General features: G+C 61.4%; 24 protein-coding genes. 16 read left to right on the top strand and 8 right to left on the bottom strand.

Going from position 1 to position 25,368, the window contains the following annotated elements; all coding sequences use genetic code 11:
* Positions 1-3 precede the first annotated feature (3 nt).
* Together rimK and K4O48_RS19255 are read right to left on the bottom strand one after the other, a co-directional pair.
* The gene (rimK, locus tag K4O48_RS19260; protein WP_073299320.1) at positions 4-909 is read right to left on the bottom strand and encodes a 30S ribosomal protein S6--L-glutamate ligase; all 906 of its coding nucleotides are present in this window, start codon (positions 907-909) and stop codon (positions 4-6) included.
* Entirely contained in the window at positions 906-1,400 is a 495-nt protein-coding gene (locus tag K4O48_RS19255; protein ID WP_222912171.1) for an ATP-dependent zinc protease, read from the bottom strand. Before K4O48_RS19255 ends, rimK begins: the two co-directional genes overlap by 4 nt.
* 74 nt (positions 1,401-1,474) lie before the next feature.
* Here K4O48_RS19255 and K4O48_RS19250 point away from each other — a divergent pair, with 74 nt between their 5' ends.
* The 4 genes from K4O48_RS19250 (at position 1,475) to K4O48_RS19235 (ending at position 5,472) form a co-directional block, all read left to right on the top strand.
* Positions 1,475-1,870 carry an RNA-binding S4 domain-containing protein gene (locus K4O48_RS19250; RefSeq protein WP_222909946.1) on the top strand — a complete coding sequence of 132 codons (396 nt, stop codon included), beginning with the start codon at positions 1,475-1,477 and terminating at the stop codon, positions 1,868-1,870.
* A gap of 132 nt (positions 1,871-2,002) precedes the next feature.
* On the top strand, positions 2,003-2,896 hold the full coding sequence (gene hslO / locus K4O48_RS19245; RefSeq protein WP_222909944.1) for an Hsp33 family molecular chaperone HslO: 894 nt from the start codon (positions 2,003-2,005) through the stop codon (positions 2,894-2,896).
* 154 nt (positions 2,897-3,050) lie between these two features.
* Positions 3,051-4,592, top strand: a complete 1,542-nt coding sequence (locus K4O48_RS19240; RefSeq protein WP_222909942.1) for a phosphoenolpyruvate carboxykinase — start codon at positions 3,051-3,053, stop codon at positions 4,590-4,592.
* Positions 4,593-4,869: 277 nt separating this feature from the next.
* Positions 4,870-5,472: a nitroreductase family protein gene (locus tag K4O48_RS19235; RefSeq protein WP_222909941.1), complete on the top strand. Its 603-nt coding sequence runs from the start codon at positions 4,870-4,872 to the stop codon at positions 5,470-5,472.
* Positions 5,473-5,559: 87 nt separating this feature from the next.
* Here K4O48_RS19235 and K4O48_RS19230 read toward each other — a convergent pair whose 3' ends face one another.
* Complete coding sequence (locus tag K4O48_RS19230; protein ID WP_222909939.1) at positions 5,560-5,808, bottom strand: DUF2790 domain-containing protein; 249 nt, start codon at positions 5,806-5,808, stop codon at positions 5,560-5,562.
* A gap of 306 nt (positions 5,809-6,114) precedes the next feature.
* On the opposite strand from K4O48_RS19230, the gene K4O48_RS19225 reads away from it, so the two are divergent.
* Both K4O48_RS19225 and K4O48_RS19220 read left to right on the top strand, forming a co-directional pair.
* Positions 6,115-8,040: an ATP-dependent DNA helicase RecQ gene (locus tag K4O48_RS19225; RefSeq protein ID WP_222909938.1), complete on the top strand. Its 1,926-nt coding sequence runs from the start codon at positions 6,115-6,117 to the stop codon at positions 8,038-8,040.
* A 326-nt stretch (positions 8,041-8,366) separates the two neighbouring features.
* Positions 8,367-10,001, top strand: a complete 1,635-nt coding sequence (locus tag K4O48_RS19220; RefSeq protein WP_222909937.1) for a methyl-accepting chemotaxis protein — start codon at positions 8,367-8,369, stop codon at positions 9,999-10,001.
* Between the two features lie 15 nt (positions 10,002-10,016).
* On the opposite strand, the gene K4O48_RS19215 is transcribed toward K4O48_RS19220, so the two are convergent.
* Complete coding sequence (locus K4O48_RS19215) at positions 10,017-10,223, bottom strand: hypothetical protein (protein ID WP_222909936.1); 207 nt, start codon at positions 10,221-10,223, stop codon at positions 10,017-10,019.
* A 256-nt stretch (positions 10,224-10,479) separates the two neighbouring features.
* Here K4O48_RS19215 and K4O48_RS19210 point away from each other — a divergent pair, with 256 nt between their 5' ends.
* Positions 10,480-11,397, top strand: coding sequence for an aldo/keto reductase (locus tag K4O48_RS19210; protein ID WP_222909934.1), 918 nt, complete (start codon positions 10,480-10,482; stop codon positions 11,395-11,397).
* A 32-nt stretch (positions 11,398-11,429) separates the two neighbouring features.
* Positions 11,430-12,737, top strand: coding sequence for an NTP/NDP exchange transporter (locus K4O48_RS19205; RefSeq protein WP_222909933.1), 1,308 nt, complete (start codon positions 11,430-11,432; stop codon positions 12,735-12,737).
* A gap of 137 nt (positions 12,738-12,874) precedes the next feature.
* On the opposite strand, the gene K4O48_RS19200 is transcribed toward K4O48_RS19205, so the two are convergent.
* On the bottom strand, positions 12,875-13,582 hold the full coding sequence (locus K4O48_RS19200) for a succinate dehydrogenase iron-sulfur subunit (RefSeq protein ID WP_260523667.1): 708 nt from the start codon (positions 13,580-13,582) through the stop codon (positions 12,875-12,877).
* 124 nt (positions 13,583-13,706) lie between these two features.
* Between K4O48_RS19200 and K4O48_RS19195 the strand changes: the two genes are divergently transcribed.
* The 3 genes from K4O48_RS19195 (at position 13,707) to K4O48_RS19185 (ending at position 15,591) form a co-directional block, all read left to right on the top strand.
* The gene (locus K4O48_RS19195; protein ID WP_222909931.1) at positions 13,707-14,288 is read left to right on the top strand and encodes an Sbal_3080 family lipoprotein; all 582 of its coding nucleotides are present in this window, start codon (positions 13,707-13,709) and stop codon (positions 14,286-14,288) included.
* Positions 14,289-14,465: 177 nt separating this feature from the next.
* A complete protein-coding gene (locus K4O48_RS19190) occupies positions 14,466-14,888 on the top strand; it encodes an HPF/RaiA family ribosome-associated protein (protein ID WP_222909928.1) in 423 nt (140 codons plus the stop codon).
* A gap of 139 nt (positions 14,889-15,027) precedes the next feature.
* Entirely contained in the window at positions 15,028-15,591 is a 564-nt protein-coding gene (locus tag K4O48_RS19185; RefSeq protein WP_222909927.1) for a histidine phosphatase family protein, read from the top strand.
* Between the two features lie 823 nt (positions 15,592-16,414).
* Here the strand turns inward: K4O48_RS19185 and K4O48_RS19180 are convergent.
* The gene (locus tag K4O48_RS19180) at positions 16,415-16,627 is read right to left on the bottom strand and encodes a cold-shock protein (protein ID WP_003281102.1); all 213 of its coding nucleotides are present in this window, start codon (positions 16,625-16,627) and stop codon (positions 16,415-16,417) included.
* A 706-nt stretch (positions 16,628-17,333) separates the two neighbouring features.
* Between K4O48_RS19180 and K4O48_RS19175 the strand changes: the two genes are divergently transcribed.
* The gene (locus tag K4O48_RS19175) at positions 17,334-18,284 is read left to right on the top strand and encodes an alpha/beta fold hydrolase (RefSeq protein ID WP_222909926.1); all 951 of its coding nucleotides are present in this window, start codon (positions 17,334-17,336) and stop codon (positions 18,282-18,284) included.
* Between the two features lie 374 nt (positions 18,285-18,658).
* Here the strand turns inward: K4O48_RS19175 and K4O48_RS19170 are convergent, their stop codons facing one another.
* The gene (locus K4O48_RS19170; protein ID WP_222909925.1) at positions 18,659-19,567 is read right to left on the bottom strand and encodes a LysR family transcriptional regulator; all 909 of its coding nucleotides are present in this window, start codon (positions 19,565-19,567) and stop codon (positions 18,659-18,661) included.
* A gap of 103 nt (positions 19,568-19,670) precedes the next feature.
* Here K4O48_RS19170 and K4O48_RS19165 point away from each other — a divergent pair, with 103 nt between their 5' ends.
* From K4O48_RS19165 to K4O48_RS19150, 4 genes are all read left to right on the top strand, one after another.
* The gene (locus K4O48_RS19165; RefSeq protein ID WP_222909922.1) at positions 19,671-20,909 is read left to right on the top strand and encodes a 3-hydroxyacyl-CoA dehydrogenase; all 1,239 of its coding nucleotides are present in this window, start codon (positions 19,671-19,673) and stop codon (positions 20,907-20,909) included.
* Positions 20,910-20,911: 2 nt separating this feature from the next.
* Complete coding sequence (locus K4O48_RS19160) at positions 20,912-22,702, top strand: acyl-CoA dehydrogenase C-terminal domain-containing protein (RefSeq protein WP_222909921.1); 1,791 nt, start codon at positions 20,912-20,914, stop codon at positions 22,700-22,702.
* 204 nt (positions 22,703-22,906) lie between these two features.
* Complete coding sequence (locus tag K4O48_RS19155) at positions 22,907-24,070, top strand: iron-containing alcohol dehydrogenase (protein ID WP_222909920.1); 1,164 nt, start codon at positions 22,907-22,909, stop codon at positions 24,068-24,070.
* An 85-nt stretch (positions 24,071-24,155) separates the two neighbouring features.
* Positions 24,156-24,593 (top strand): acyl-CoA thioesterase, encoded by a 438-nt coding sequence (locus tag K4O48_RS19150; RefSeq protein WP_222909918.1) that lies wholly within the window; start codon positions 24,156-24,158, stop codon positions 24,591-24,593.
* 141 nt (positions 24,594-24,734) lie between these two features.
* Here K4O48_RS19150 and K4O48_RS19145 read toward each other — a convergent pair whose 3' ends face one another.
* Positions 24,735-25,199: a YMGG-like glycine zipper-containing protein gene (locus tag K4O48_RS19145; protein ID WP_222909917.1), complete on the bottom strand. Its 465-nt coding sequence runs from the start codon at positions 25,197-25,199 to the stop codon at positions 24,735-24,737.
* Positions 25,200-25,368 lie beyond the last annotated feature (169 nt).

Here is a 25,368-nt window from a genome sequence, read left to right as displayed (position 1 = left end):
GCCTCAACCCTTACCCTTCGTCCTCGTCAGATGCGGGCCGGCGTTCTTCTCGAGATATTGAATGATCAACCCGGCAACATCCTTGCCGGTGGTTTCCTCGATGCCCGCCAATCCCGGTGACGAATTCACTTCCATCACCAGCGGCCCGTGGTTGGAGCGCAGGATATCGACGCCCGCGACGCTCAGGCCCATGACCTTGGCCGCACGGATGGCCGTCATGCGTTCTTCCGGGGTGATCTTGATCAGGCTGGCGGTGCCGCCGCGGTGCAGGTTGGAGCGAAACTCGCCGGGCTTGGCCTGACGCTTCATGGCGGCGATCACCTTTTCACCCACCACGAAGCAGCGGATATCCGCGCCGCCCGCTTCCTTGATGTACTCCTGAACCATGATGTCCTGCTTGAGGCCCATGAAGGCCTCGATCACCGATTCGGCCGCCGTGGCGGTTTCGCACATGACCACGCCGATTCCTTGGGTGCCTTCCAGCACCTTGATCACCAGTGGTGCACCGTTGACCATCTGGATCAGATCGGCGATATCGTCCGGTGAGTGGGCAAAGCCGGTCACTGGCAGGCCGATTCCGCGGCGCGACAGCAGTTGCAGCGAGCGCAGCTTGTCCCGGGAGCGCGCGATCGCCACGGATTCGTTGAGCGGGAAAACGCCCTGCATCTCGAATTGGCGCAGTACGGCACAGCCATAAAAAGTGACCGAGGCGCCGATCCGCGGGATCACCGCGTCAAAGCCCTCGAGCGGGCGGCCGCGATAGTGGATCTGTGGTTTGTGGCTGGCGATGTTCATGTACGCGCGCAGGGTATCGATTACCACGACCTCATGGCCGCGTTGCTGGCCGGCCTCCACCAGGCGGCGAGTCGAATATAAACGAGGGTTGCGCGACAGCACGGCGATTTTCATTGGGCACCGGGAGAGGTAAGGGTCTGGGGTTTTTCCTGCACGTACGTGCGTGCAGGGTCGACCAGCCATTTGCCGTCCATCAGGGCTTTTGACCCAAGCAGGAGGCGATAGCGCATGGTCTTGCGGCAGGTAAGGGTAAATTCCACGGGCCAGAGGTGATCGCCCAGCGCGAGCAGCGTTCGGACGACGTAGCGTGTTTGCACGTGCCCGTTGGAGCTTTTGATGATCTTGCGGGTGACCAGCGGCGCTTCGCAGCGGTGGCGGCGCTGCACCAGCGTGCCGAGATGCGCCGTGAATCGAACCCAGCGCTTGCCGCCGCGTTCGAATTCACTGATGTCGGTGGCATGCAGGGCCGAGGTGCTGGCGCCCGTATCGATCTTCGCGCGCAGACCGACCACGCCGAGCTCGGGCAGGGCGATCCATTCGCGCAAACCGATGATTGTCTGGAGGTCGGGACTGTTCAAAAGCGTATCCAGTAGATTTCGGCGCATTCTAGACAGGCTGCATGACAACCGCATCTCCCTGTTCCAACCTATGACAACGAGACGCTAGGCAGAGTTGAATGATGAGCGAGAAAGACGACGGCAAAGTCCGGCTGGACAAGTGGCTATGGGCGGCACGCTTCTTCAAGACGCGGGCCCTGGCAAAAGCGGCCATTGAGGGCGGAAAGGTGCATTGTCGCGGCGAACGGTGCAAGCCGGGCAAGGAGCCGAAGATCGGAGAAGAGCTGGTAATCCGCGCCGGTTTCGACGAGCGCACGGTGGTTATCCAGGCCCTGTCAGCGGTGCGCAAGGGTGCACCGGAAGCACAGCTGCTCTATGCCGAGACTGCCGAGAGCCTGGCCCGCCGGGAGAACGCTGCGGCCATGCGTAAGGCCGGTAGTCTGGGTGTGGAAACCGACGGTAAACCCAGTAAGAAGCAACGCCGCGCCTTGCAGCGCTTTCGCTCTGACGCAGGCTGACGCTGGCGGTTGGACGGTCGCCACTTTCACCCTAGAATGCGGTCCCTTCTCTCAGGCACCGGCAAAACGTAAGGCTCGCCGAGCCTCGCGTCGTCTTACCGGCCTGATCGCCAACCTGCTCTGGTCATGCCCATGCTCGATTCCGATTACACCCAACGTTTCCTTTTCGATGACACCGACGTGCGCGGCGAGTGGGTCGGGCTTGAACGCAGCTATGCCGAAGTGCTGGCCAAGCACAGCTACCCGGAACCGGTCGCTCAGTTGCTCGGCGAACTCCTCGCCGCAGCCGCGTTGCTGGTCGGCACATTAAAGTTCGATGGTCTGATGGTGTTGCAGGCGCGTTCTTCCGGGGCGGTGCCGCTGCTGATGGTCGAATGTTCCAGCGATCGGGAAGTACGCGGCATTGCCCGTTATGACGAGGCGCTACTGACGCCTGGCGCGACCTTTCCGGAACTGATGCCCGATGGCGTTATGGCGATGACCATCGACCCGGCCAGCGGGCAGCGGTACCAGGGCATTGTTGCGCTGGACGGCATGACCCTGGCGGACAGCCTGTCCAACTATTTCGCCTCCTCGGAGCAGTTGCCGACGCGCTTCTGGCTAGCCGCCGATGGGCGTCGCGCCTGTGGCATGTTGCTGCAACAGCTGCCGGCCGATCGCATCCGCGACGGCGAAGAGCGTGAAGCCAGTTGGCAGCATCTGCGGACCCTGGCCGATACGCTGTCTGCCGAAGAGTTGCTCGGCCTCGACACCCAGACGGTATTGCATCGCCTCTATCATGAAGAGCAGGTGCGTCTGTTCGAACCGCGCTCGATTGTCTTCCGCTGCAGTTGCTCCCGCGAGCGCTCGGCCAATGCGGTGGTCAGCCTGGGTCAGCAGGATGCCGAACAACTGCTGGAGGAGCAGGGCGGGGCCATTACCATCGACTGCCAATTCTGCAATCACAGCTATCGCTTTGATGCAGCGGACATCGCGCAACTGTTCGCTGGTGCTGGGACGACTGGCCCCTCCGGTACGCGCCATTAAGAGGAAGGGGGCGTAGAACCTTTTCGCCATTACGCCCTCATACCCAGCGCAGCGTCATTTCTGTCATAATCGCGCGCACTTTTTTTCGGTGTAGTCCATTGTTCGGTGGGCTACAACAGCATGGAGGAATCGGCCCAGGGCCGACGGGAAACTCATGACGCAAGCCACTAACGCCGTGTACATCGATATCAGCACCGCTCAACTGATTGAAGAAGCCATCAAACGCGGTGAGGGTGAATTGGCCGCCAATGGCGCGCTCGTCGTGAAAACCGGCCATCGGACCGGTCGTTCGCCAGCTGATCGCTTCATCGTCGAGGAGCCCAGCACCCAGGATTCCATTGCCTGGGGCCCGATCAACCGTCCGTTCCCCGCCGACAAGTTCGATGCCCTGTGGGAGCGCGTCGAGGCCTTCAACAAGGCGCAGGATCACTTCGTTTCCCACGTTCATGTAGGTTCTTCCGAAGGTCACTACCTTCCGGTCAAGATGTCCACCGCCACGGCCTGGCAGAACCTTTTTGGTCGCCAGCTGTTCATCAATCCTGAGCAGTACAACCCAGCCGGGAAAGAAGAATGGCAGGTCCTCAACGTTGCCAACTTCGAATGCGTGCCGGAGCGTGACGGCACCAATTCCGACGGTTGCGTGATCATCAACTTCGCGCAGAAGAAGGTCCTGATCGCAGGCATGCGTTACGCCGGCGAAATGAAGAAGGCCATGTTCTCGGTGCAGAACTACCTGCTGCCCGAAGCCGACGTGCTGCCGATGCACTGCGCGGCGAACATCGGCGAAGACGGCGACGTCACCCTGTTCTTCGGCCTGTCGGGTACCGGCAAGACCACCTTGTCAGCCGACGAGTCGCGCTACCTGATCGGCGATGACGAGCACGGCTGGGGCACCGGCGTGGTGTTCAACATCGAAGGCGGCTGCTACGCCAAGTGCATCGACCTGTCCGAGAAGAACGAGCCGGTAATCTGGAAAGCTATTCAGTTCGGCACCGTGCTGGAAAACGTTGTACTCAACGACGAGCGCGTCGCTGATTACACCGACGACAGCCTGACCCAGAACAGCCGCGCCGCTTATCCGCTGGAGTACGTCGAGAAGCGCTCCGAGAAGAATCTGGGTGGTGAGCCGAATGCGGTGATCTTCCTGACTTGCGACCTGACCGGCGTTCTACCGCCCGTCTCGATCCTCAACGAAGAGCAGGCGGCCTATCACTTCCTTTCTGGCTACACCGCGCTGGTCGGTTCCACCGAAATGGGCTCGGGCAGTGGCATCAAGTCGACCTTCTCTACTTGCTTCGGCGCGCCGTTCTTCCCACGTCCGGCTGGCGTCTATGCCGAGCTGCTGATCAAGCGCATTCAGGCGTTCGGTTCCAAGGTCTACCTGGTCAACACTGGCTGGACGGGCGGTGGCTACGGCGTCGGCAAGCGCTTCAACATCCCTACCACCCGCGCCGTGATCGCCGCGATCCAAAGCGGCGCGCTGATCGGTGCCGAAACCCAGCACCTGCCGATCATCAACCTGGACGTGCCGACATCGGTGGAAGGCGTCGACACCCAACTGCTCAACCCGCGCAACACCTGGGCTGACCAGAACGCCTACGACGAAGCGGCGAAGGAATTGGCGAACAAGTTCATCGAAAACTTCAAGAAATTCGATGTTTCCGACGCTATCAAGGCTGCTGGTCCGGAGCTGTAAGCGACAGTCCCGCAGCCTGAAAAAGCCGCCTCCGGGCGGCTTTTTTGTGGGCGTGCAGTTTGTTAAATCGGATGAATGAGGGGCAATCCGTCTGGCCACCTGCAACATCGGTGGGCTAAAGCCCACCCTACGGCCTATACAGAACTATGCGTTTCAAGCCCACCTGTACCTTCCAAAGAATCGACGACTGCGATAGATATCATCAGCAAAGACGCATGGATTCGATCATTCCGTCGACATAGCATGGCAGCCACACTTTCAAACCGTGGAGCCGTTCATGCAGATCGAAGAAGCCATCCAGACACGCCGGGCGGTCAAAGCCTACGACACCAGCTTTCAGCTGAGCCGCGACGAGAAGGACGAGCTGCTGCGGCTGACGTTGCTGGCCCCTTCGGCGTTCAACCTGCAGCATGTACGCCTGGTCGACGTCAGCGATCCAACGCTGCGCGCGCAGATCCGTGAAGTCGGCTGGAATCAGGCACAGATGACCGATGCCTCGATGTTGGTGGTGGTCTGTGCCCAGGTCGATAGCTGGGAGCAGAATGTTCGCCGTGTCTGGGAGGGTGCGCCGAACGAGGTGCAGGACTACATGGCCGGTGCCATCGACAACTACTACCGCGGCAAGCCGCAGGTACAGCGTGACGAGGCCATGCGCAGCTGCGGCCTAATGGCGCAAACGCTCATGCTGGCCGCGCGTGGGAAAGGGTTGGACTCGTGCCCCATGGACGGTTTCGATTTCGATGCCGTGGCCAAACTGATCAACCTGCCGACCAACCACGTCATCGCCCTGATGGTCGCGGTGGGCAAGCGGGCGGCCGACCCCAAGCCGCGGGTCGGCAAGCTGCCGTTCGATGAGGTGATCGTTCGCGATCGGTTCTGATCAATCCCACAGAAATTCGTGGGTTTAGCCTTCGAGGCGCGCCGATCTTAAACAGATCGGCAGCGGCCGAAGGGCACGGCGACCGTGTCAGTTCTGGTTCTTACAAGCGTCGGCCAGGGTCCGGTAGGCCAGCTGGCGGACCTCACCGGACGAGTCTCGATAGGTCATGACGGCGTCGGTCACTTCGCAATAAGGCGTTGGCTCGATCTTGATCGACATGACCGAGGCGATATCGAGCTGGGCACCGTAGGTATAACGCTGCGGTTCCGCACCGCTGGCATGGACGACGGAAGTTGCGGAAAGCAGAAGAAACGCGGAGGCGAGGGTAGCGCGCATGGCAAATGGTCCTGTGACTGATTCGTAGGGGTTGTTCCTGTTCACGGGCCGAATCAGCTGACTCGGGCGCTTATGTTTGTTTTCAGGAGTGCAAGAAGCATAACGGTAGTTAGCTAACTAACGATAATTACCGATTCCAATCTCGCCGATTGATAAATGCTTGGCCGTTCTGCTTGTTATCCGTACGCCGATCGGGGGTACGGAGTCAGCGGCCTTTCAGACGGCTGACCCAACCTGCCCACCCGCTTTGCAGTACCGTCTCCCTCCTTTTGCTACCCTCCGCCTCCCGTCAAAGGAGTGACCTGCATGATCGAACAGAGCCTCAAACAGACGTTCGGCTACGACGGCTTTCGCGCCGGCCAGGAACAAGCCATTCGCGCCGTGGTGGCCGGGCGGTCGGCCGCGGCGATCTTTCCCACCGGCTCAGGCAAATCCCTGTGCTACCAACTGCCGGCGTTGTTGTTGCCGCACCTGACCTTGGTCGTCTCGCCGTTACTGGCGTTGATGCAGGACCAGCTGGCGTTTCTGCACCGGCACGGCATCGCCGCGGCGAGCATCGATTCCGCGCAGAGCCGCGAGCAAGCGAGCGAGACCATGGCCCGCGCCAAGTCCGGCGAGCTGAAGATCCTGATGATTTCGGTGGAGCGGCTGAAGAACGAACGCTTCCGCAACTTCATCAGCCAAGTGCCGATCTCGTTGCTGGTCGTCGATGAGGCGCACTGCATCTCCGAGTGGGGGCACAACTTCCGCCCGGATTACCTCAAGCTTCCCGACTACCAGCTCCAATTCAATATCCCGCAGGTGCTGCTGCTGACCGCCACGGCAACACCGCCCGTGATTGCCGACATGCAGACCAAATTCTCGATTGCGCCGGACGACGTCGTGACGACTGGCTTCTACCGGCCCAATCTCAATCTGCTGGTCGAGCCAGTCAGTGGCTTCAACAAGCAGCGCCGGCTGGTGGAGTGGCTGGCCGACAAGGGCGGGCAGCCCACCATCGTCTATGTCACCCAGCAGAAGACGGCCGAGCAGGTTGCCGAGCATCTGGCGCAGCGCGGGTTCCCGGCCAGCGCCTACCACGCCGGCATGGCGCATGAACTGCGCGAATCGATCCAGCGGCGCTTCATGGCGGGCGAGCTGAACTGCATCGTTGCCACCATCGCCTTCGGCATGGGCATCGACAAGTCGGACATCCGCAACGTGGTGCACTACGACCTGCCCAAGTCGGTGGAGAACTACAGTCAGGAAATCGGCCGTGCGGGCCGTGATGGGCAGCCGTCCGACTGTTTGGTACTGGCGAACCGGGACAGCCTCAGCGTGCTGCAGAACTTCGTCTATGGCGACACGCCGGAGCTCGATGGCATCCGCTGCGTGCTCGATGAGCTGCTGCAGTCTGGTGCGGGCGGGCAGTGGGAGCTGATGCTCAACCAGCTCTCGGATCAGAGCAACATCCGGCAGTTGCCGCTGAAAACGCTGCTGGTGCAGCTGGAGCTGCGCGGCATCATCGCGCCGCGTTTCGCTTATTTCGCTGAATATCGGTTCAAGTACCTGCTCGAGCCCGAGGCGCTGGTCGCGAAATTCGAAGGCGAGCGCCGCCAGTTCGTGGAGGCCATCGTGCACACCTCGGCCCGGGCGCGGACCTGGTGCACGCTGGATTTCGACGCGCTTTATCAACAGCACGGCGCGGACCGCGCGCGGGTGGTCAAGGCGCTGGAGTATTTCCAGGAAAAGGGATGGATCGAGCTCGAAAGCAAACAAATGACGGACGTCTATGCGTTGCTCGATCCGGACTTCGGCGCCGAGGCCTTGAGCGTCGAACTGCATGCCTATTTCAAGCAGCACGAAGCGAGCGAGATCACCCGTATCGACAACATGCTGGCGCTTTTCGAATCCCGCGAATGCCTGAGCCAGCGGCTGGCTGCCTATTTCGGTGACCGCCAGGCGCCGCAACAGTGCGGACACTGTTCGGTCTGTCGCGAACAGGTCGCACAACTGCCTGAGCCTCCCGCATTGGCATCACTAAGCGATATGGACCTCGTTGCCCGGTGCGCCGAATTCAGCCAGCGCTATACGCAGCTAAAGGGCAACGCGCCCAGCACCGAGTGCTTGACGCGCTTCCTGTGCGGTATCAGTGTGCCGGCGTTCACCAAGCTCAAGGCGCGCCAGATTCCCGGTTTTGCCTCGCTGGAGGCCTATCCCTACGCTGAGGTGCGCGAGCGGCTGGCGCAATAGTGTCCGAACGCGGGTGGCCGTAATCAGCTGCCCTAGGAAAATGAACCGATACGTTCGTCCTGACGCGGACACTCACGGCGGTGTCTGCCGCGCGCACGCTGAGCGTCGCGTGCGCCTACGCGCTCGCTGTTGATACCGTCGCCTTCCAGCTCTTTCCGACTGATCTGGCTGCAGCACTGATCCTCACCTCAACACGGCGAGACCGCCCCGCTCGTTGCGCCCGGGGCAGGAGCGCCCCGCTGTTGGAATTGTATAAATTTCGACCAGCGGTTCTGCTGCGTTAAAAGGCCGGGCCGATAGCCACATAGGCCTTCAGGAGCGACGCCATGTCTCGCTTTTTTACCGATCTCGGATTTCGTTGGAAAATCACCCTTCCCATTGGCGCGCTGGCCCTGTTGCTGGTGCTGATGGGCACCGCTGGTATGCGCGGCATCGATCGCGTGGCCGAGTCCGGCAACCAGCTGGCGACCCACCATCTGCCCGCCATCAGTCTGCTGCTCAACGCTGACCGTGATCTGTACCAGGCGTTTGTCGCTGAGCGCAGCTTGCTCGACAGCGATGCGGGTGATCATGTACAGGCGCTAAGAGACAGCCATGCGGAAAATCTCAAGCAGGCATATGACCGGGTACAGAAATACGCGGCGATGCAACCGGGTGCCGAGGCGCTGGCGCTCGTGGGGCAGTTCAATCAAGGTTTTCAGCAATGGACCGAGGTGTCGCAGCGCGTAATCGAACAGATCGACCTTGATCCGCAAGGCGCCAGCACGCTGAGTTTCGGCGACAGCGAAGCCCGCTTCGACGCCATGCGTGATGCCATTGATAAGCTGGGTGAGCTCCAGGATCAGGCAGCAAACGCCGAAGGCGCGGCAGCGATTGCCGAGGGCGCCGCGACGGCAGGCCAGCAGCTCGCCGTTCTGGTGGTCGGTCTGCTTGGCTGTGGTTTGCTGGTTATTGGCCTGCCGCTGATGGTCTTGCGGCCGATGCGTCGTCTGCTTGATCGCGTACAGCAGATTGCCGAGGGCGACGGTGACCTGCGCACGAGGCTGGATATCCGATCGGCCGACGAGCTAGGTCAGCTGGGCCAGGCGTTCAACCGTTTTCTCGACACATTGCAGCCATTGATTGCGGAAGTCGGGCGGGTGACCGGGGAGGTGGACGCCGCCGCCCGTGGCATGGCCGCTATGGCGGCAACCAATGATCAATTAATCAGCAGCGAGCACGCTGCCGTGGATCAGGTCAGTACGGCCGCGACTGAAATGAGCGCCGCGGTGCATGAGGTTGCGCAAAACACGCTCAATGCCTCGGATGCGGCTCGGGCGGCGGAGGCCCAGTCGCGCCAAGGCGCAGTGGTTGTCAGCGCTACCCTTCAATCGATCCGTCAGTTGGCACAGGAAGTGGAACACACCTCGCAGACCATCGAGGCCCTGGCGGGCGAGACGGCGAGTATCGGCGCCGTGCTTGAAGTCATTCGAGGGATCGCGGAACAGACCAACCTGCTGGCGCTTAACGCAGCCATTGAAGCGGCCCGAGCCGGGGAACAGGGACGCGGTTTCGCCGTGGTGGCTGACGAGGTTCGGGCGTTGGCGGCGCGCACGCAGGAATCGACGAAGGACATTCAGGTGCGCATCGAGCGCTTGCAAAACGGCGTCGCCAAAGCCGTACAGGCGATGCAAAGCGGCAGCGGCAAGGCGCGCGACAGCGTCGAGCGTGCGGCTGGCGTCGACCAAGTGCTCGCCGAGACGACGCACTCGGTTCAGCGTATCAACGACATGGCCGCGCAGATCGCCACCGCGTGTGAGGAGCAGAGCAGCGTGACCGAGGAGATCGCACGCAATATCAGCGACATCCGCGATCTGTCCAACGATGCGGCCGCTAACGCTGCCAGTAGCATGCAGGCCAGCCAGCAGCTATCGGCCTTGTCACAAACGCTCGCCACGCTGGTGGGGCGCTTCCGGGTTTGAGTCGGCGGGGGCAGGTCAAGCGCCGAATCGGGTGCCGGCCAGAAAGCCCCACAGCAACTTGCCAACGCCGGCGTCATGAGGCAACAGCAGCAGGCTGACCAGGAATACCGACAGCAGGCCGAACCCATAGGCCAGACTGGGCAGTCGTTGCGTTCGGCTCCGAGCGCTTGCGGGCGCAGCGTCGGAGCGCTGGCCGGTGGGAGGGGACGAGTTCAGGTGCATCGTGGTCTCGTTGGGGTGGCGCGCGCGAAAGGGCGATTGGAAGCGGCAAACGTTTATCGGCGCGCAGTAGATCCGAGTTGCTATCAAGTTGCCACTACCCATTATTGATCGATCAGATTAGTCGGCCCTATAACCGACGGTTTCATCGCAGCGCTGTTACAAACGGAAAAGCTCTGACCGGGCGATCAACCCGTGCGTCGGGCGTCCTCGACCATACTCAGGCATCGACGAGGCCAACCGAACCGGAGACTCCCCCATGCCGACACGCCGCCAGCTCCTTCACCGTTCCGCCCTTCTAGCTGCGGTCGCTGCGCTCGGGCCGGTGCTGCCGTCTTTCGTAACCGCCGCGGAGTCGTTACGCACGCGCACGATTCCGGGATCGGGCGAAACCCTTCCGGTTATCGGGCTGGGCACGTCACGGACACATGACGTCCGCCTCGATGATGCCGAGATGGATGCGTTGCTTGAGGTGCTGCGCGTGTTTGTCGAAGGTGGCGCTCAGCTGATCGACACGGCGCCCAGCTACGGCAATGCCGATCGCGTCGTCGGTGAGCTGGTTCAGCGGCGTGATGCACGTGATCAGGTTTTTCTGGCCACCAAGGTGTCTGCCACGGGGCGCGAGCGCGGCATGGCGCAGATCGAAGACAGCTTCAAGGCGTTGCAGACGGACATCATCGACCTGATCCAGGTCCACAACCTGCAGGACACCCGCACTCAGCTCGGCCTGCTGCGTGAACTCAAGGAGCAAGGGCGCATTCGCTACATCGGCGTGACGCACTATGTCGAATCGGCCCACGACCGTCTCCTCGACGTGCTCAAGCAGGAGCCTGTCGATTTCGTCCAGTTCAACTATTCGGTCAGCGAGCGAAACGCCGAGAAGCAGCTGCTGCCCTTCTGCGCCGACAACGGCATCGCGACCCTCATCAATCGCCCATTCACGCGCGGCAACCTGCTCTCCCGGGTCAAGGGCAAGCCACTGCCAACCTGGGCGGCAGAAATCGACGCCAGTTCCTGGGCTCAGCTGTTGCTCAAATTCATTCTTGCCGAACCCGCGGTAACGACAGTGATACCCGCCACGTCCAACCCGCGCTATATGGCCGACAACATCCTGGCCGGGCAGGGCCGTCTGCCGGATGCGCGCCAGCGGGAGCTGATCGTCGAAGCGTTCCGATGAATGCCGTGTCGCATCGTTTATTGGGAGGCTGAATGGCACTCGCATTCGCGGCCCGTTCAGCGGCGCTGATCAACGCCCGTCCGGGCGAGTTGCCTGCGGCGCTGGCTGGGTTCGGTTTGTTCTTCTGCCTGTTCGCGGGCTATTTCATGTTGCGGCCCATTCGCGAGTCGATGGGCATCCAAGGCGGTGTCGATAACCTGCAGTGGCTGTTCACTGCGACCTTCTTCGCCATGCTGCTCGCGGTGCCGCTGTTCGCCTGGCTCAACTCACGTGTGGCGCGCATTCACTACATCGACTGGGTATATGGCTTCTTCTGCCTCAACCTGCTGCTCTTCGCCGGGCTGTTCTTCGTATTGGATAACAGTATCTGGCTGGCGCGGGTGTTCTACGTGTGGATCTCGGTCTACAACCTGTTTGTGGTCTCGGTGGCCTGGAGCCTGATGGCGGATGTGTTCGATGCGCCACAGGCGCGGCGTCTGTTCGCTTTTATCGCGGCCGGCGCCAGTGTCGGCGGACTGGTCGGCCCGGCCACGAGTGCCTTGCTCGTAGGCGTGTCCGGGTCGTTCGGCTTGATGCTGCTGGCGGCGCTGCTGTTGGCCGCGGCGGTCGCTTTCAAGCACTACCTGATGGCCTGGCGCGACGTGCAGGGTGCTGGCCGGCCCGGTGCCGAACAGGCCGAAAGTCCGCGTCGTCCGGTAGCCGGCAATCCCTTCAGCGGCCTGACCCGGGTTTTGGGATCGAGTTATCTGCTGGGTATCGCGGCTTTTGTGCTGCTGCTGACCACCGCCAGCACCTTTCTCTACTTTGAGCAGGCGCGGCTAGTCGCTGAGCTGTTTCCCGACCGTGCCGAGCAGGTGCGGGTATTTGGTGCGATCGATTTCGTGGTGCAGGCCGGGGCGCTGCTGTCGCAGCTGTTCGTCACCGGACGCATCGCCCAGCGGCTGGGCGTTCGCGCGCTGCTCACTGCCGTGCCGGCGCTGGTCTGTCTCGGCTTTATGGGGCTGGCGCTGGCGCCGACCTTCGCTATGCTGGCTGCCGTGATGATCCTGCGACGAGTCGGGGAATACGCGTTCGTCCGCCCAGGCCGGGAAATGCTGTTCGCACCGCTGGATGCCGAAAGCAAATACAAGGCAAAGAACTTCATCGACACAGTCGTCTATCGCGGCGGCGATGCGTTGAGCGGCTGGGCCAAGAGCCTACTCGACAGCCTTGGTCAGGGCGCGGCGCTTGTCGCCCTGGTTGGCGCCGCCTGTGCCGCGGTCTGGGGTGCTGCCGGCTGGTTCCTCGGGAATCGTGCCGATCGCCTGGAGAACCCACGCACGAAGGTGGGGCGCAACTGAACGCGTGTTACCGGGGCCGGGCGGTAAACCCGCTCGCATCGCGCGTCGATGCGTGTCCGGCCGGTTGCGTCAAGAGGCTGATGTCTGGTGGGCTGAAGCCCACCCTACGGTTAGAGATCTCGCCTGCCGCTGAGCTGCTAGGTGCCTTGCTGTGTCAGCTCGCGACGGATGTGGCCAATGGCGCCCATGGGATTGAGCCCTTTAGGGCAGACCCAGCTGCAATTTCCGATACTGCGGCAGCGAAAGACACTGAACGGATCATCGAGGTCTGACAGGCGTTCGGTCGTTGCAGTGTCTCGGCTGTCCACGATAAAGCGCCATGCCTGCAGAAGTCCGGCCGGCCCCACGTACTTCTCCGGATTCCACCACCAGGACGGACATTGCGACGAACAACAGCCGCAGAGAATGCATTCATACAGGCCGTCCAGTTTGGCGCGCTCCTGCGGTGACTGCAGCCGCTCGATGCTCGGCGCCGGCTCGTCGTTGATCAGCCAGGGTTTGATGCGTTCGTATTGCTTGAAGAACAGGCTCTGATCCACAACGAGATCGCGAATCACCGGCATGCCGGGCAAGGGGCGGATGACCAGGCGGCCCGAGCCATCCAGTGCTTCGGTTACCGGCGTGATGCAGGCTAGACGGTTCTTCCCGCTGATGCTCATGCCATCCGAACCGCACACGCCCTCGCGACAGGAACGGCGATAGGCGAGTGACGGGTCGGTTTCGCGCAGGTATTCCAACACATCCAATACCATGCGCTCCCGAAACTCGTCCGGCACCCGCATCGATTGCATATAGGGTTTGGCGTCCTGTTCTTCGTTGTAGCGATACACCCGCACATCGAGCATCAGTCTCTCCAGGTTGTGTGGATAGCCCTGGAAGCATAGACCCTGCCGGCTCTGGCCGAGGGGATGCGACGTGGACTGCTTGATGGCACTATGCTGCCTCTTTTCTTTGGACAGGACGTCATCGATGCGTACCGCCCCGCTTTTGCTGCTTCTTACCGCTGTTTGGCTAACCGGCTGCAGCATCAAACAGACGGTGACGCCCGCTGCGCTGTCGTCAGAGTTGGCACCGGAAATCTGTACGATTCCCGCCATCGGCCTTCGTGCCGGTTTCAACACGACCTATCAGCAATTGCTCCGAGACAAGGGCTTCTCGACCCGTCAGCTTGCCCCTGGCAGCAATCCGAGCCGTTGTGCCCTGAGCACCACCTACACGGCGACGTGGCGTTGGGACCTGCTGCTGTACATGAACCACGCGGACATCCGCGTTTACGAAAAGGGGCGGCAGGTGGGCCAGGCCGAATACGATGCGCGTTGGGGCGGTGGTCGTCCGGATAAATTCATCAGCGCCGAAAACAAGATCGCAGAACTGACTCACCAACTGTTCCCCAACGGGGCCAGCGGGTTGGGCATTGTCGCCGCGCCGATTGCAGGGGCCGCGCCGTTAAGCGCAGACGCCTATCGCCAACAGCAACTGCAGCACTTGCTGAACGAAGGGTTGCCCTACGACGAGTATCAGCGTCGCTATCGACAGCTGATGGGCGAGTGACCGGGACGGGCGCCTGCCACGATGACACCTGAATGCGTCGCGTGCGTCGGTTCACTGATCTGGGTCAGGCGAGACACAACCACCTCTGGTGACAATTCAACTAGACGGTGCCGCTGAACCTCGGCGGTACAGGCGCCTCGAACCTAAGTAGGTACGTCATCAATCAGGAGTAGTCGTATGCATGTCCAAGTCAACAGCCACCACATTCCCGGTAGTGTCGAGCTGCACGAGTGGGTCGGTTCGACCTTAGAGGAGCGGCTGGAGCGCTTCGACGATTTCCTCACCCGCATCGAAGTGCATATCAGTGACGAAAACGCGCAAAAAGCTGGCGCGGATGACAAGCGCTGCCAGATCGAGGCGCGGCCCAAGGGCCATCAAGCCGTATCAGTGACGCATAAGGCAGAGTCGGTGCAGCTGGCGGTTGATGGCGCTGCGGAGAAAATGCGCCACGCCTTGGAGCATTTAATGGGCAAGCTGGACGCCAAGGTGCTTTCGGGCGGTGAGCTCAATGACCCGCTGCGTGACGAGCAACCTCAAGCGGTGAAAGATGCCATGCTCGAAGAGGAATTCCTGGAAAAGCAGGACGAGCTCGACAAGTGATACGCCAAGCCCCGGTGTTCTGCCGGGGCTTTCTGCTGCTACAGCCGTCGCCGCATAGGCTCGCTATCTTTCATACTGCACGGAACCCGCCGCTGCCGTTCCGTTTCCAAGCAGCATCCTTCTCGCCGGTCATTTCCCCATGAACATCATCCTGGTCCGTCACGGGCGGCCCGATCACCGCGCCGCGTCGTGGAGCACGCCGGCTGGCATGAAGACGTGGGTCGAGCGCTACAACGCCGCCAATGTCATTGGGAGCGAACGGCCAGAGCCGCTGCGGCGGCTGGCCGACTCGGCAGGCATCGTAGTATGCAGTTCGTTGACTCGCTGCGTTGAGTCGCGTACGCACCTGGGGTGCGACTGTACTCATCTACCGGATCCATTGTTTGCGGAGGCCCATCTCCCCTTTCTCGACCTGCATTACCCGTTGATGCCTGCACGCCTTTGGCGGCTCACCTTCCGCACCGCATGGTTTTTCGGCTTCGCCAACCACTCCGAACCTGTCGCCGAGTCGAGGATACGGGCCAGCGCGGCCGCTGACAGACTCATCGAGCTCGCGCAAACCCACGGTACCGTGCTGTTGATGGGGCACAAGATTATGAACGCGCTGATTGCCACGCAGTTACGGCGCCGGGGTTGGCGCGGGCCGGCCTTGCCGCTGCTAGCAACCTATTGGGGAGCCAGTCGCTACCGCAAGGACACGTGATGCGCGCGGCTGGGTTTTGCGTACGGGGACTAATACGTACAACGCGTAGGGGTATGCGCAGATCTGGACAGGTCGGCGTAGCGGGCCGGCGATAGTGCGGGTGGTAAAGGGTGTTCAACGCAATGCCAACTGCCTGTAAGTCGCGCATTTGGCGGCTTCCGGCTTATCGGCCACTGCTGACTGGCGTGCCCGTTCTCCGCCGTGCCGGCGCCTCGATCGGGTGCAGGTATAGCCAAAGGCTTACATAAGGTCGCGTGCATCACCTCTTTGGAGGACGCCGAGAAATGATTAATCTACACCCACTCTGAAGCGCAGGATGTGCTCAGGATCAGGATGATCGACCACTGCCAGGACGGCGCTCGAAAGGATTCGATACGGTCAGAAAAAAACCCGCTTCGGCGGGTTTTTTGCGTTCGGGCTATTGCCTCGCTGAACGGTTCAGCCCGTCCGAGATTGGCAGGCCTTTGCCGACCGTTCGTCTCGATGGTCAAGCGTGCCAAACGGTGAAAACAGCTGGCCTGCCAGGCTACTCTGCGGATGTTCATTGATGCGTTTATCGGCCGACGCCGCCGCGAGCTCTAGGCATGGAAGCGTTGCTATAAAACAGTCCCGTTTCTCATCTATCTAAGCAACACCAATGCGGCTCTGCTGTTCCCTCGAAAACGTCATTTCCCGAGTGGCTGTGTAATTGGTTGAAATATATCCAACTCATTATCACAGGCAAAAAAATGCCCCGAACCAGTCGGGGCATCTTTTTATCTTTTACTGTCTAGTCGGCTTTATTTATAAAGCCGGCGAAACAGTATCGATCGAGTCAGGCGTCTTAAGAGACTTGTACCTGATCGGCCTGCATGCCTTTCTGACCTTTAGTGGCCATGAAAGAGACTGCTTGGCCTTCGCTCAGGCTTTTGAAGCCGGCACTTTCGATCGAGCGGTAATGGACAAAAAGGTCTTCGCTGCCGTCGGTCGGCGTAATGAAGCCAAAACCTTTTTCATCGTTGAACCATTTGACAGTGCCATTTTGACGAGTAGACATGAGTATCTCCAAGGTGTTTTAAGGCTACAGCGCAGAACCGTTCGGCGCCGAGACTGAGAAGCGAGAAGCAAAACGAACCGAGGAGATGAAACAGAGAAACATCAAGCCGGGTGTCGAAGTGTTAATTGCGAAGCAGTGGCCGGCAATATACGCAGATAAGGATATAAGTACAGCGTTGTTTATATTTAAGTGAATAAAAGCTCGCGATTAGCCCGCTGATATCCGGTGTAAACGGTTGTTAATGATGACTAATCGATGTCTGGGACCGTTCATCTATCAGCATTGTTTGAACAGGGCTCAGCTTTTGTGACCGTCTCGCGCGGCGGAGGTGGAGGGTTGGGTGTCGGTCGCCAAGCGCGCGCTGGTTAGCACCTGCCTCATGCGTATCCACGGGGCGACCGTCGTGAATCCTGATGCGCCACGCGTGAGCGCTCGGTCGGGTACCGACTAGGCGCTTGTAGGGGATTTGGACGTTAAAGCCCGCCCAGTGACCTTGAACCTGCCACCACGCGTATCGTCACGTACTCCAACTCGCGCTTTCGAAGCCGCACAGACGTCAATAATGCCGCTTTGGAAGCGCTTTGGACGATCTGCAGCATTTCTAAGACTATATGGATCCGTAGCGATCCTCTCGGTGGGCAACATAGCTACATCGGACGGCACACACCGCCAGCCGAAAAGCCATCTACCTACTGAGGACACGACCATGACCACACTGAACCGCGCACTGACCCTCGCTGCTCTGACCCTGGCTACCGCTGTCTCGGCACACGCATCCCAAACTGTCGGCAGTCAAACCGATGCCGTGCTTGGCAGCGAGCGCTCGGAAAGCTACGTCACTACGAAAGACGGGGTTAGCCTCTACTACAAGGATTGGGGCCCGCGAGACGGGCAGGTCGTAATGTTCAGCCACGGCTGGCCGCTCAACTCCGATAGCTGGGAGTCGCAAATGATGTTTCTGGCTTCCAAGGGTTATCGCGTCGTTGCCCATGATCGTCGGGGTCATGGCCGCTCCAGCCAGCCGTGGGAAGGCAACGACATGGACCATTACGCCGACGACCTTGCGGCTGTTCTCGAAGCGCTGGATCTGAAGGACGCCACGCTGGTTGGCTTCTCGACGGGTGGCGGTGAGGTGGCGCGCTACATCGGTCGTCACGGTACGGATCGGGTGAAGAAGGCCGTGCTGGTGGCCTCGGTTCCGCCACTGATGCTCAAAACCGACAGCAACCCTAACGGTGTGCCGTTGGAAGTGTTCGACGGGTTGCGCCAAGCATCGCTGGACAACCGCTCGCAGCTGTATCTGGACATCGCATCCGGGCCATTCTTTGGCTACAATCGATCAGGCTCGACGCCATCACAGGGGCTGATCCAGTCGTTCTGGGTACAAGGCATGCAGGCGGGCCACAAGAACACCTACGACTCGATCGCGGCGTTCTCGGCGACCGATTTCCGCGAAGACCTGCAGAAGTTCGACGTGCCTACGTTGGTGATCCATGGCGATGATGATCAGATCGTACCGATCGATACGTCAGCCCGCGCCTCGGCGGCGATCGTCAAGGATGCCCAGCTGATTGTGTATCCAGGCGCGCCACATGGCCTGGCCGATACGCACAAGGATCGGCTAAACCAGGACCTTCTGAACTTCCTTGAGCAGTAAAGACGGGACCGGGCGGCTCCCAAGTCTGGGCCGCCCGCGTATGCATGCGTGTCTGGCCGGGCCTTCGGCTCGTAACGCTCTATACACCTCATGGCGGTGCACGCACGACAGCGTTACGGTGCGTTTGTTTCAGCTATAGCCAAAGGCTTACACGGATCCCAGTTATTGGCTCTTTAGCGTCGACACGCCTGTGATTAATCTATGCCCACCTCTGAAGCGCAGGACGCGCTCAGGATCAAGGAAGATCGACCATCGCCAGGACGGCAACCGGAAGGATTCGGATGGTTAGAAAAACCCGCTTCGGCGGGTTTTTTGTTGCCTGTGAAAAAGCACGGACTGGCCTGCCCGCGAGGTTGAAGCCCAACCGTCATCACTCACTGGGGCGGCTTCTCCACAACGGCCACGATCTGCTCGATGAGCCACTGCAAAGCTGCATCCCGCTCCCGCTGGGCGACACTGACGATGTCCAGCTGGAAGGTGCCGAGATCGAAGGGCAGATCGAACAGTTGCAGGGGTAGCAGCCCGGCGAAATGCCGAGCGAGCCCGGTCGGGAGTACAGCGGCGAGGTCGCTGCTGGCTACGATGTGGGCGGCCTGCAGGTAGTTGGGGGTGGTGTAGACCACATCCCTGGCAAGATCATGATCCTCCAGCCACTGATCGACCATGCCCCGGGTCTGGCCGCCATGAACCCAGAGATGGCGCAACCGCAGAAACGTGGTCAGGTCGAGATCACCCTCGATCAACGGGTGCTGTTTGCGCAGCGCGACCTGCAGCGTTTCGCTGGCCCAGCGGCGGCTGTGGAAGCGGGCCGGGACGTCTAAAAACCGGCCGACCGCGAGGTCAATTGCGCCGTTATCCAGCGCCTCCGCTGGCAGGGAAGGGGTCAGGTGCTGGATGCCCAGCTGGATCCCAGGCGCTACCTTCGCCAGATGGGCCATCAACGGCGGCATGCAGATCAGCTCGACATAGTCGGTCACCGCGATTACGAAGCGCTGGCGGCTGGTAGCGGGATCGAAGAAGTCACCGGCGTTGAGCGTGTGCTCGATCTGTTGCAGCGCATCGCGGATGGGCGCTTCCAGGCTCAATGCGCGCGGAGTGGGTTGCATGGCGCGGCCCACGCGCACCAGCAGAGGATCATCGAGCAGTTCACGCAAACGATTGAGCGCATTACTGACCGCCGGTTGGCTGAGCGACAGGCGCTCGGCGGCACGGGAGACGTTACGTTCGCGCAGCAGGGCGTCTAGCACGCGGAGTAGATTGAGATCGAAGCTGTAGATATTCATCTAATGAATTTGAATCATCACAAGACTAAATTTCAAAAATAGTACCGTCTTCATCTAAGGTAGGTCTTCTGATTTTTTCTGCCTTGCGACGAGGACTGCTGCAATGAGCCAAGACCGCTTCGATATCCAGACCGCCGCCGTGATCGGGGCGGGCACCATGGGCCGCGGGATCGTCATGAGCCTGGCCAACGCTGGCGTGCAGGTGCGCTGGCTGGATAACAATCCCGAGATGCTGGAACAGGCGCTGAGCGTGGTGGCTGATACCTACGCTCACAATGTGCGGCAGGGCCGGATCGACGAGACTCAAGCGGCTGCACGACGCGCCTGCGTCAGCAAGGCAGCCGATTACCAGGCGCTGGCAGATGTGGATCTGGTGATCGAGGCGGTGTACGAAAACCTCGAACTCAAGCAGAAGATCTTCCGTGAGCTGGACGGCATCGTGAAGCCGAGCGGCATCCTTGCCAGCAATACCTCCGCGCTGGATATCGACGCCATCGCTGCTGTCACCGGCCGCCCGGAACAGGTGGTGGGGCTGCACTTCTTCAGCCCGGCGCACATCATGAAGCTGCTGGAGATCGTCCGCGGCGCGAAGACCTCCAAAGCGGTGCTTGAGGCCTCCACTGCACTCGGCAAGCGCATGGGCAAGGTCAGCGTGATCGCCGGCAACTGCCCGGGCTTCATCGGCAACCGCATGCTCGCCACCTACGTGCGCGAGGCGCGGATGATGCTGCTCGAAGGCGCCTATCCCCATCAGGTGGACGCCGCGCTGCAGGGCTTCGGTTTCGCCATGGGCCCGTTCCGCATGTACGACGTGGTCGGCATCGACCTGGAATGGCGCGCCCGTGAGCTGGCGGGCAAAGGCCAGGACGAGGCGGAAGTGCAGGTCGACAACCGTCTATGCGAGCTGGGCCGCTTCGGCCAGAAGTCGCGCATGGGCTACTACCGCTACGCCGAGGGTAGCCGTCAGGCCGAGCACGATCCGGAAGTGGATGCCCTAGTGCAGCGCGAGTCCGAGCGGCTCGACTATGAGCGTCGCGAGATTGGCAGCGAGGAAATCCTCGAGCGCTGCCTGCTGGCGCTGGTCAACGAAGGCGCGAAGATCCTCGAGGAAGGCATGGCCGAGTCCAGCGCCGATATCGACACCGTCTACCTCTACGGCTACGGCTTCCCGGCTGAAGTCGGCGGGCCGATGACCTGGGCCGATCGTCAGGGCTTGCCCGATATTCGTGATCGCTTGAATGCCCTCGCCGAGCAGCACGGCGAGCACTGGAAGCCTGCCGAGCTGATCGACAGCCTGGCCACTCTTGGCGGTCGTTTCGCCGACCACAAGAAGGAGGCTTGAGCATGGAATACAAGGCTCCCCTGCGTGACATGCGCTTCGTCCTGCACGAACTGTTCGATGCCACAGGCCATTGCGAGTTGCTCGGCAACGGCCTGGACCGCGAGCTGATCGACGGCGTGCTGGAAGAAGCGGCGCGCTACACCGGCGGCGAGATCGCGCCGCTCAATCGCAACAGCGACGAAGAGGGCGTGACCCTGGAAAACGGTGAGGTCCGCACGCCGCAGGGTTTCGTCGAGGCCTACAAACAGTACGTCGACAACGGCTGGGCGAGCATGACCGGGCCGACCGAGTACGGCGGCCAGGGCTTTCCGCAACTCGTCGCGTGCAATTTCCACGAAATGCTGATGGGCGCGTCGCTGTCCTTCCGCATCTACTCAGGCCTGACCGAAGGTGCGGTACTGGCGCTGTACAAGCATGGCAACGACGAGCTGAAGAATGCCTATCTGGAAAAGCTGGTCAGCGGCAGCTGGAGCGGCACCATGTGCCTCACCGAGCCGCAGGCGGGCACCGACCTCGCGCTGTTGCGCACCAAGGCCGAACCCCAGGCGGACGGTAGCTTCAAGGTCAGCGGCAGCAAGATCTTCATCTCCGGCGGCGAGCACGACATGAGCGAGAACATCGTGCATCTGGTCTTGGCGCGCCTGCCGGATGCACCGGCCGGTGTTAAAGGCATCAGCCTACTGCTGGTGCCCAAGTTCATCGCCAACACCGATGGCACGCCGGGCGTTCGCAACTCGCTGTCCTGCGGTGCCGTCGAGCACAAGATGGGCATCAAGGGCGCGGCCACCTGCGTGATGAATTTCGATGGCGCCACCGGCTGGGTTGTCGGCGAGCCCAACCAGGGCCTGGCGTGCATGTTCACCATGATGAATGACGCGCGTTTCCAGGTTGGGCTGCAGGGCCTCGGGATCGCCGAGCAGGCCTATCAGGGTTCACTGGCCTATGCCCGCGAACGCTTGCAGTCGCGCGGGCTGGCGGGCGCGCAGCACCCGGACAAAGTGGCTGACCCGATCATTGTGCATCCAGACGTGCGGCGCATGCTGCTGACGCAGAAGACGCTGGTCGAAGGCAGTCGCATGCTGGCCGCCTACTGCGCCTGGCAGTTGGACCTCGAACACGGCCATCCCGAGCCGACCTATCGCAAGGCGGCGAGCAAGCGCGCGGCGCTGCTGATCCCCATCGTCAAAGCGTTCTTCACCGATATGGGCCAGGAAGTCGCCAGCCTCGGCGTGCAGGTCTACGGTGGCCACGGCTATATCCGCGAGTGGGGCATGGAGCAGTTGATGCGCGACAGCCGCATCACCCAGCTCTACGAGGGCACCAATGGCATCCAGGCGCTGGACTACATTCGTCGCAAGCTGCTGGGCGATGGCGGCACCGAGCTGTCGGCGTTGCAGGCGGAGTTCAGCGAGGTGTGTGATCGGCAGATCGACCGGCCGGCACTGCATGACATGGCCAGCAAGGTGCAGGCGCGTATCGGCGAATGGCGCGAGTTGAGCGCCGAGATCATCGCCGCGACCGGCCGTGACCCGCAGGAGATCGGCGCGGTGTCGGTGGATTTTCTGCAGTACTCGGCCTATGTCTTGTTGGCGGGCTTGTGGTTGCAGGCGGCGGCGCGAGCGCAGGATGCGCTGGAGCAGGGCACCGCCGAGGAGGCGTTCTATCAGGCCAAGCTGGCCAGTGCGGATTTCTATCTGCGCCGTGTACTGCCGCGCGCGAGTGCGCATCGTGAAGCGATTCAGGGTGGGGCTGAATGTTTGATGGCGCTGCCGGAGACGGATTTCGCGTTTTGATTTTGCGCTGGATGAGGGCACCCGACGAGCATCCTTGTCGTTGTGGCGGGACGCGTAGTCGGGGTTCGCGAGCAAGCTCGCTCTCCTACAGGGGCAAACGGCGTGCCTCGTCTGTAGGAGCGAGCTCGCTAGCGAAACGAGGCGAGGAACGACAAAAAACGTAGTTGCGTTCCGTAGAGACCCATACCTATCAAGAGGAACACCATGCATCCGTTCAGCTTTGCCACAACCGCTCAACTGATCTGCGAACCCGGCTCGTCGCGCCGGCTGGCCAGCCTCTGCAAGGAGCGCGGAGCGCGTTCGGTGCTGGTGGTGACCGATCCGGGCATCACGCGCTTTGGCCTGCTCAACGAGGTCTTGCCGGGCTTCGAGACCGAAGGCTTGCAAGTCGCGGTCTACGATCAGGTCATCGCCGATCCGCCAGAGCACATCGTCACGGCTGCGGTGGAGCAGGCCAGATCGCTCAAAGCCGATCTCATCATTGGCTTCGGTGGCGGCAGTTCGATGGACGTCGCCAAGTTGGTGGCATTGCTGGCGCATCCGGGCTGCGTGCAGTCGCTGCAAGACATCTACGGCGTCGGCAACGCCAATGGCCAGCGCCTGCCGCTAATCCAGGTGCCGACCACTGCGGGAACCGGCTCCGAGGTCACGCAGATCGCCATCATCACCACTGGCGAAACAACCAAGATGGGCGTGGTCTCCACCCTGCTGCTGCCGGATCTGGCATTGCTGGATGCCGATCTCACCCTCGGCTTGCCGCCTGCAGTTACCGCAGCCACCGGCATCGACGCCATGGTGCACGCCATCGAGGCCTACACCAGCGCGCTCAAGAAAAACCCCATGTCTGACCTGTTGGCCCGCGAAGCACTGCGCCTGCTGGCTGCAAATCTCGACGAGGCGGTGCACAACGGCAGCAACCGCGAGGCGCGCCAGGCCATGCTGCTTGGGGCTTGTCTGGCCGGGCAGGCCTTTGCCAACGCACCGGTGGCGGCGGTGCATGCGCTGGCTTATCCGCTGGGCGGCAATTTCCATATCCCCCACGGGTTGTCGAACGCGCTGGTGCTGCCGCAGGTGCTGCGCTTCAACGTCAGCGCGGCGACCACGCATTACGGTGAGCTGGCGCCGATCATCCTGGGTGATCGTTTGCGCACGGATGACCCTTCAACTTACGCCGAGCAGCTGATCGAGGAATTCGAGCAGATGAGCGCCCGCGTCGGCCTGCCGACCCGCCTGCGCGACGCCGGTGTACCGGAGGACATGCTGCCGCAACTCGCCAAGGAAGCGATGCTGCAGCAGCGGCTGTTGGTCAACAATCCGCGCGAAGTCACTGAGGCGGATGCCTTGGCGATCTACCGAGCGGCGTACTGAGGGCGGCCGCTGCGCGAGCCGGGGCGGCACGGTCGCGGTCCGATGTAACGGATCGATCATCACAACACTTTCGGAGTGGAACAACATGCCCGACCAACCCAAGCATCTGCGTGGCGACTATCGGTTCTTCCATACCATCACCACGCGGTGGCACGACAACGACATCTACGGTCACGTTAACAACGTCACCTATTACAGCTACTTCGACAGCGCGATGAATATCTTCCTGATCCAGAAAGGCGGGTTGGATATTCATCAGGGGAAGGTAGTGGGCTTTGTGGTCAGCTCGTCATGCGATTATTTCGCGCCGATCGCCTTTCCCGAAACCATCGACGTCGGCTTGCGCGTAGCGAGGCTGGGCCAGAGCTCCGTGCAGTACGAACTGGCGATCTTCAAGCAGGGGGAGCAGGAGGCGTGCGCGGCGGGCAAGGTCGTGCATGTGTTCGTCGAGCGCGCCACCAACCAGTCGACGCCGATTCCGGCGACGCTGCGTGCCGCACTGGAGGTGCTTGTAGCGGAGTGAGCAGGGTTGGCGAGGTGTGCTCTGGCATGAACAGCTCACCGCTATCCGACGCGGTGGCGCCTGCCGCCAATCGTCTGCTATGGCGCTCTGCGCGCGGCAATAGCAGACGTTGAGGCTGGATCGGTTCCGCAGGCACCGCGCTTAGTGGTGGTGCTTGTGCTTGTGCTTGTTCTTGTAGTGCCCCTTGCCCTTGCCTGGATGGCCGTGACGATGATCGCCGCGGTAACGGTCGTCACGGCGATAGCTGTCGTCATCACCGTATTCGTTACCGATCGCGCCACCCGCGCCACCACCCACCGCGGCGCCGATCAGACCGCCTGTACTGCCGCCGACCCGCTGTCCGATGACGTTGCCGCCAGCAGCACCCAGGCCACCGCCGATCGCTGCTTCGGTACGGCTGCGCTTGTCTGCGCCGACCATGCCACCGGCTGCGCCTCCTACGCCAGCACCGATGGCAGCACCCGTCGAGCCGCCCAGATGCTCACCTACAACTGAGCCCAGTGCACCGCCCAGCGCGCCGCCGACGGCGGCTTCGGTATTGCTTCCCGCGAACGCAGCGCCGCTGAGCAGACTCGCGGATAACAGCAAAATCGAGGAATACTTCATGGTGAAACCTCTCAACTAATGGCGCCGCGATCCTCACGTCCGGAGGCTGCGTTTCGCAAGTATTCCCGATGAAAGGTATGACGCCGTTCGCGTTCCTTAACTAATTGATTTTTCTAGGGAACCAGTATCAAGCGAAACGGTCTTAAGCTGCTTCGACCGTGTTGTCGTG

This window comes from Pseudomonas sp. DNDY-54, assembly GCF_019880365.1.
GTDB lineage: Bacteria > Pseudomonadota > Gammaproteobacteria > Pseudomonadales > Pseudomonadaceae > Stutzerimonas > Stutzerimonas stutzeri_P.
The sequence above is the reverse complement of the archived record's forward strand: the minus strand, read 5'-3'. Positions and strand labels throughout refer to the sequence as shown.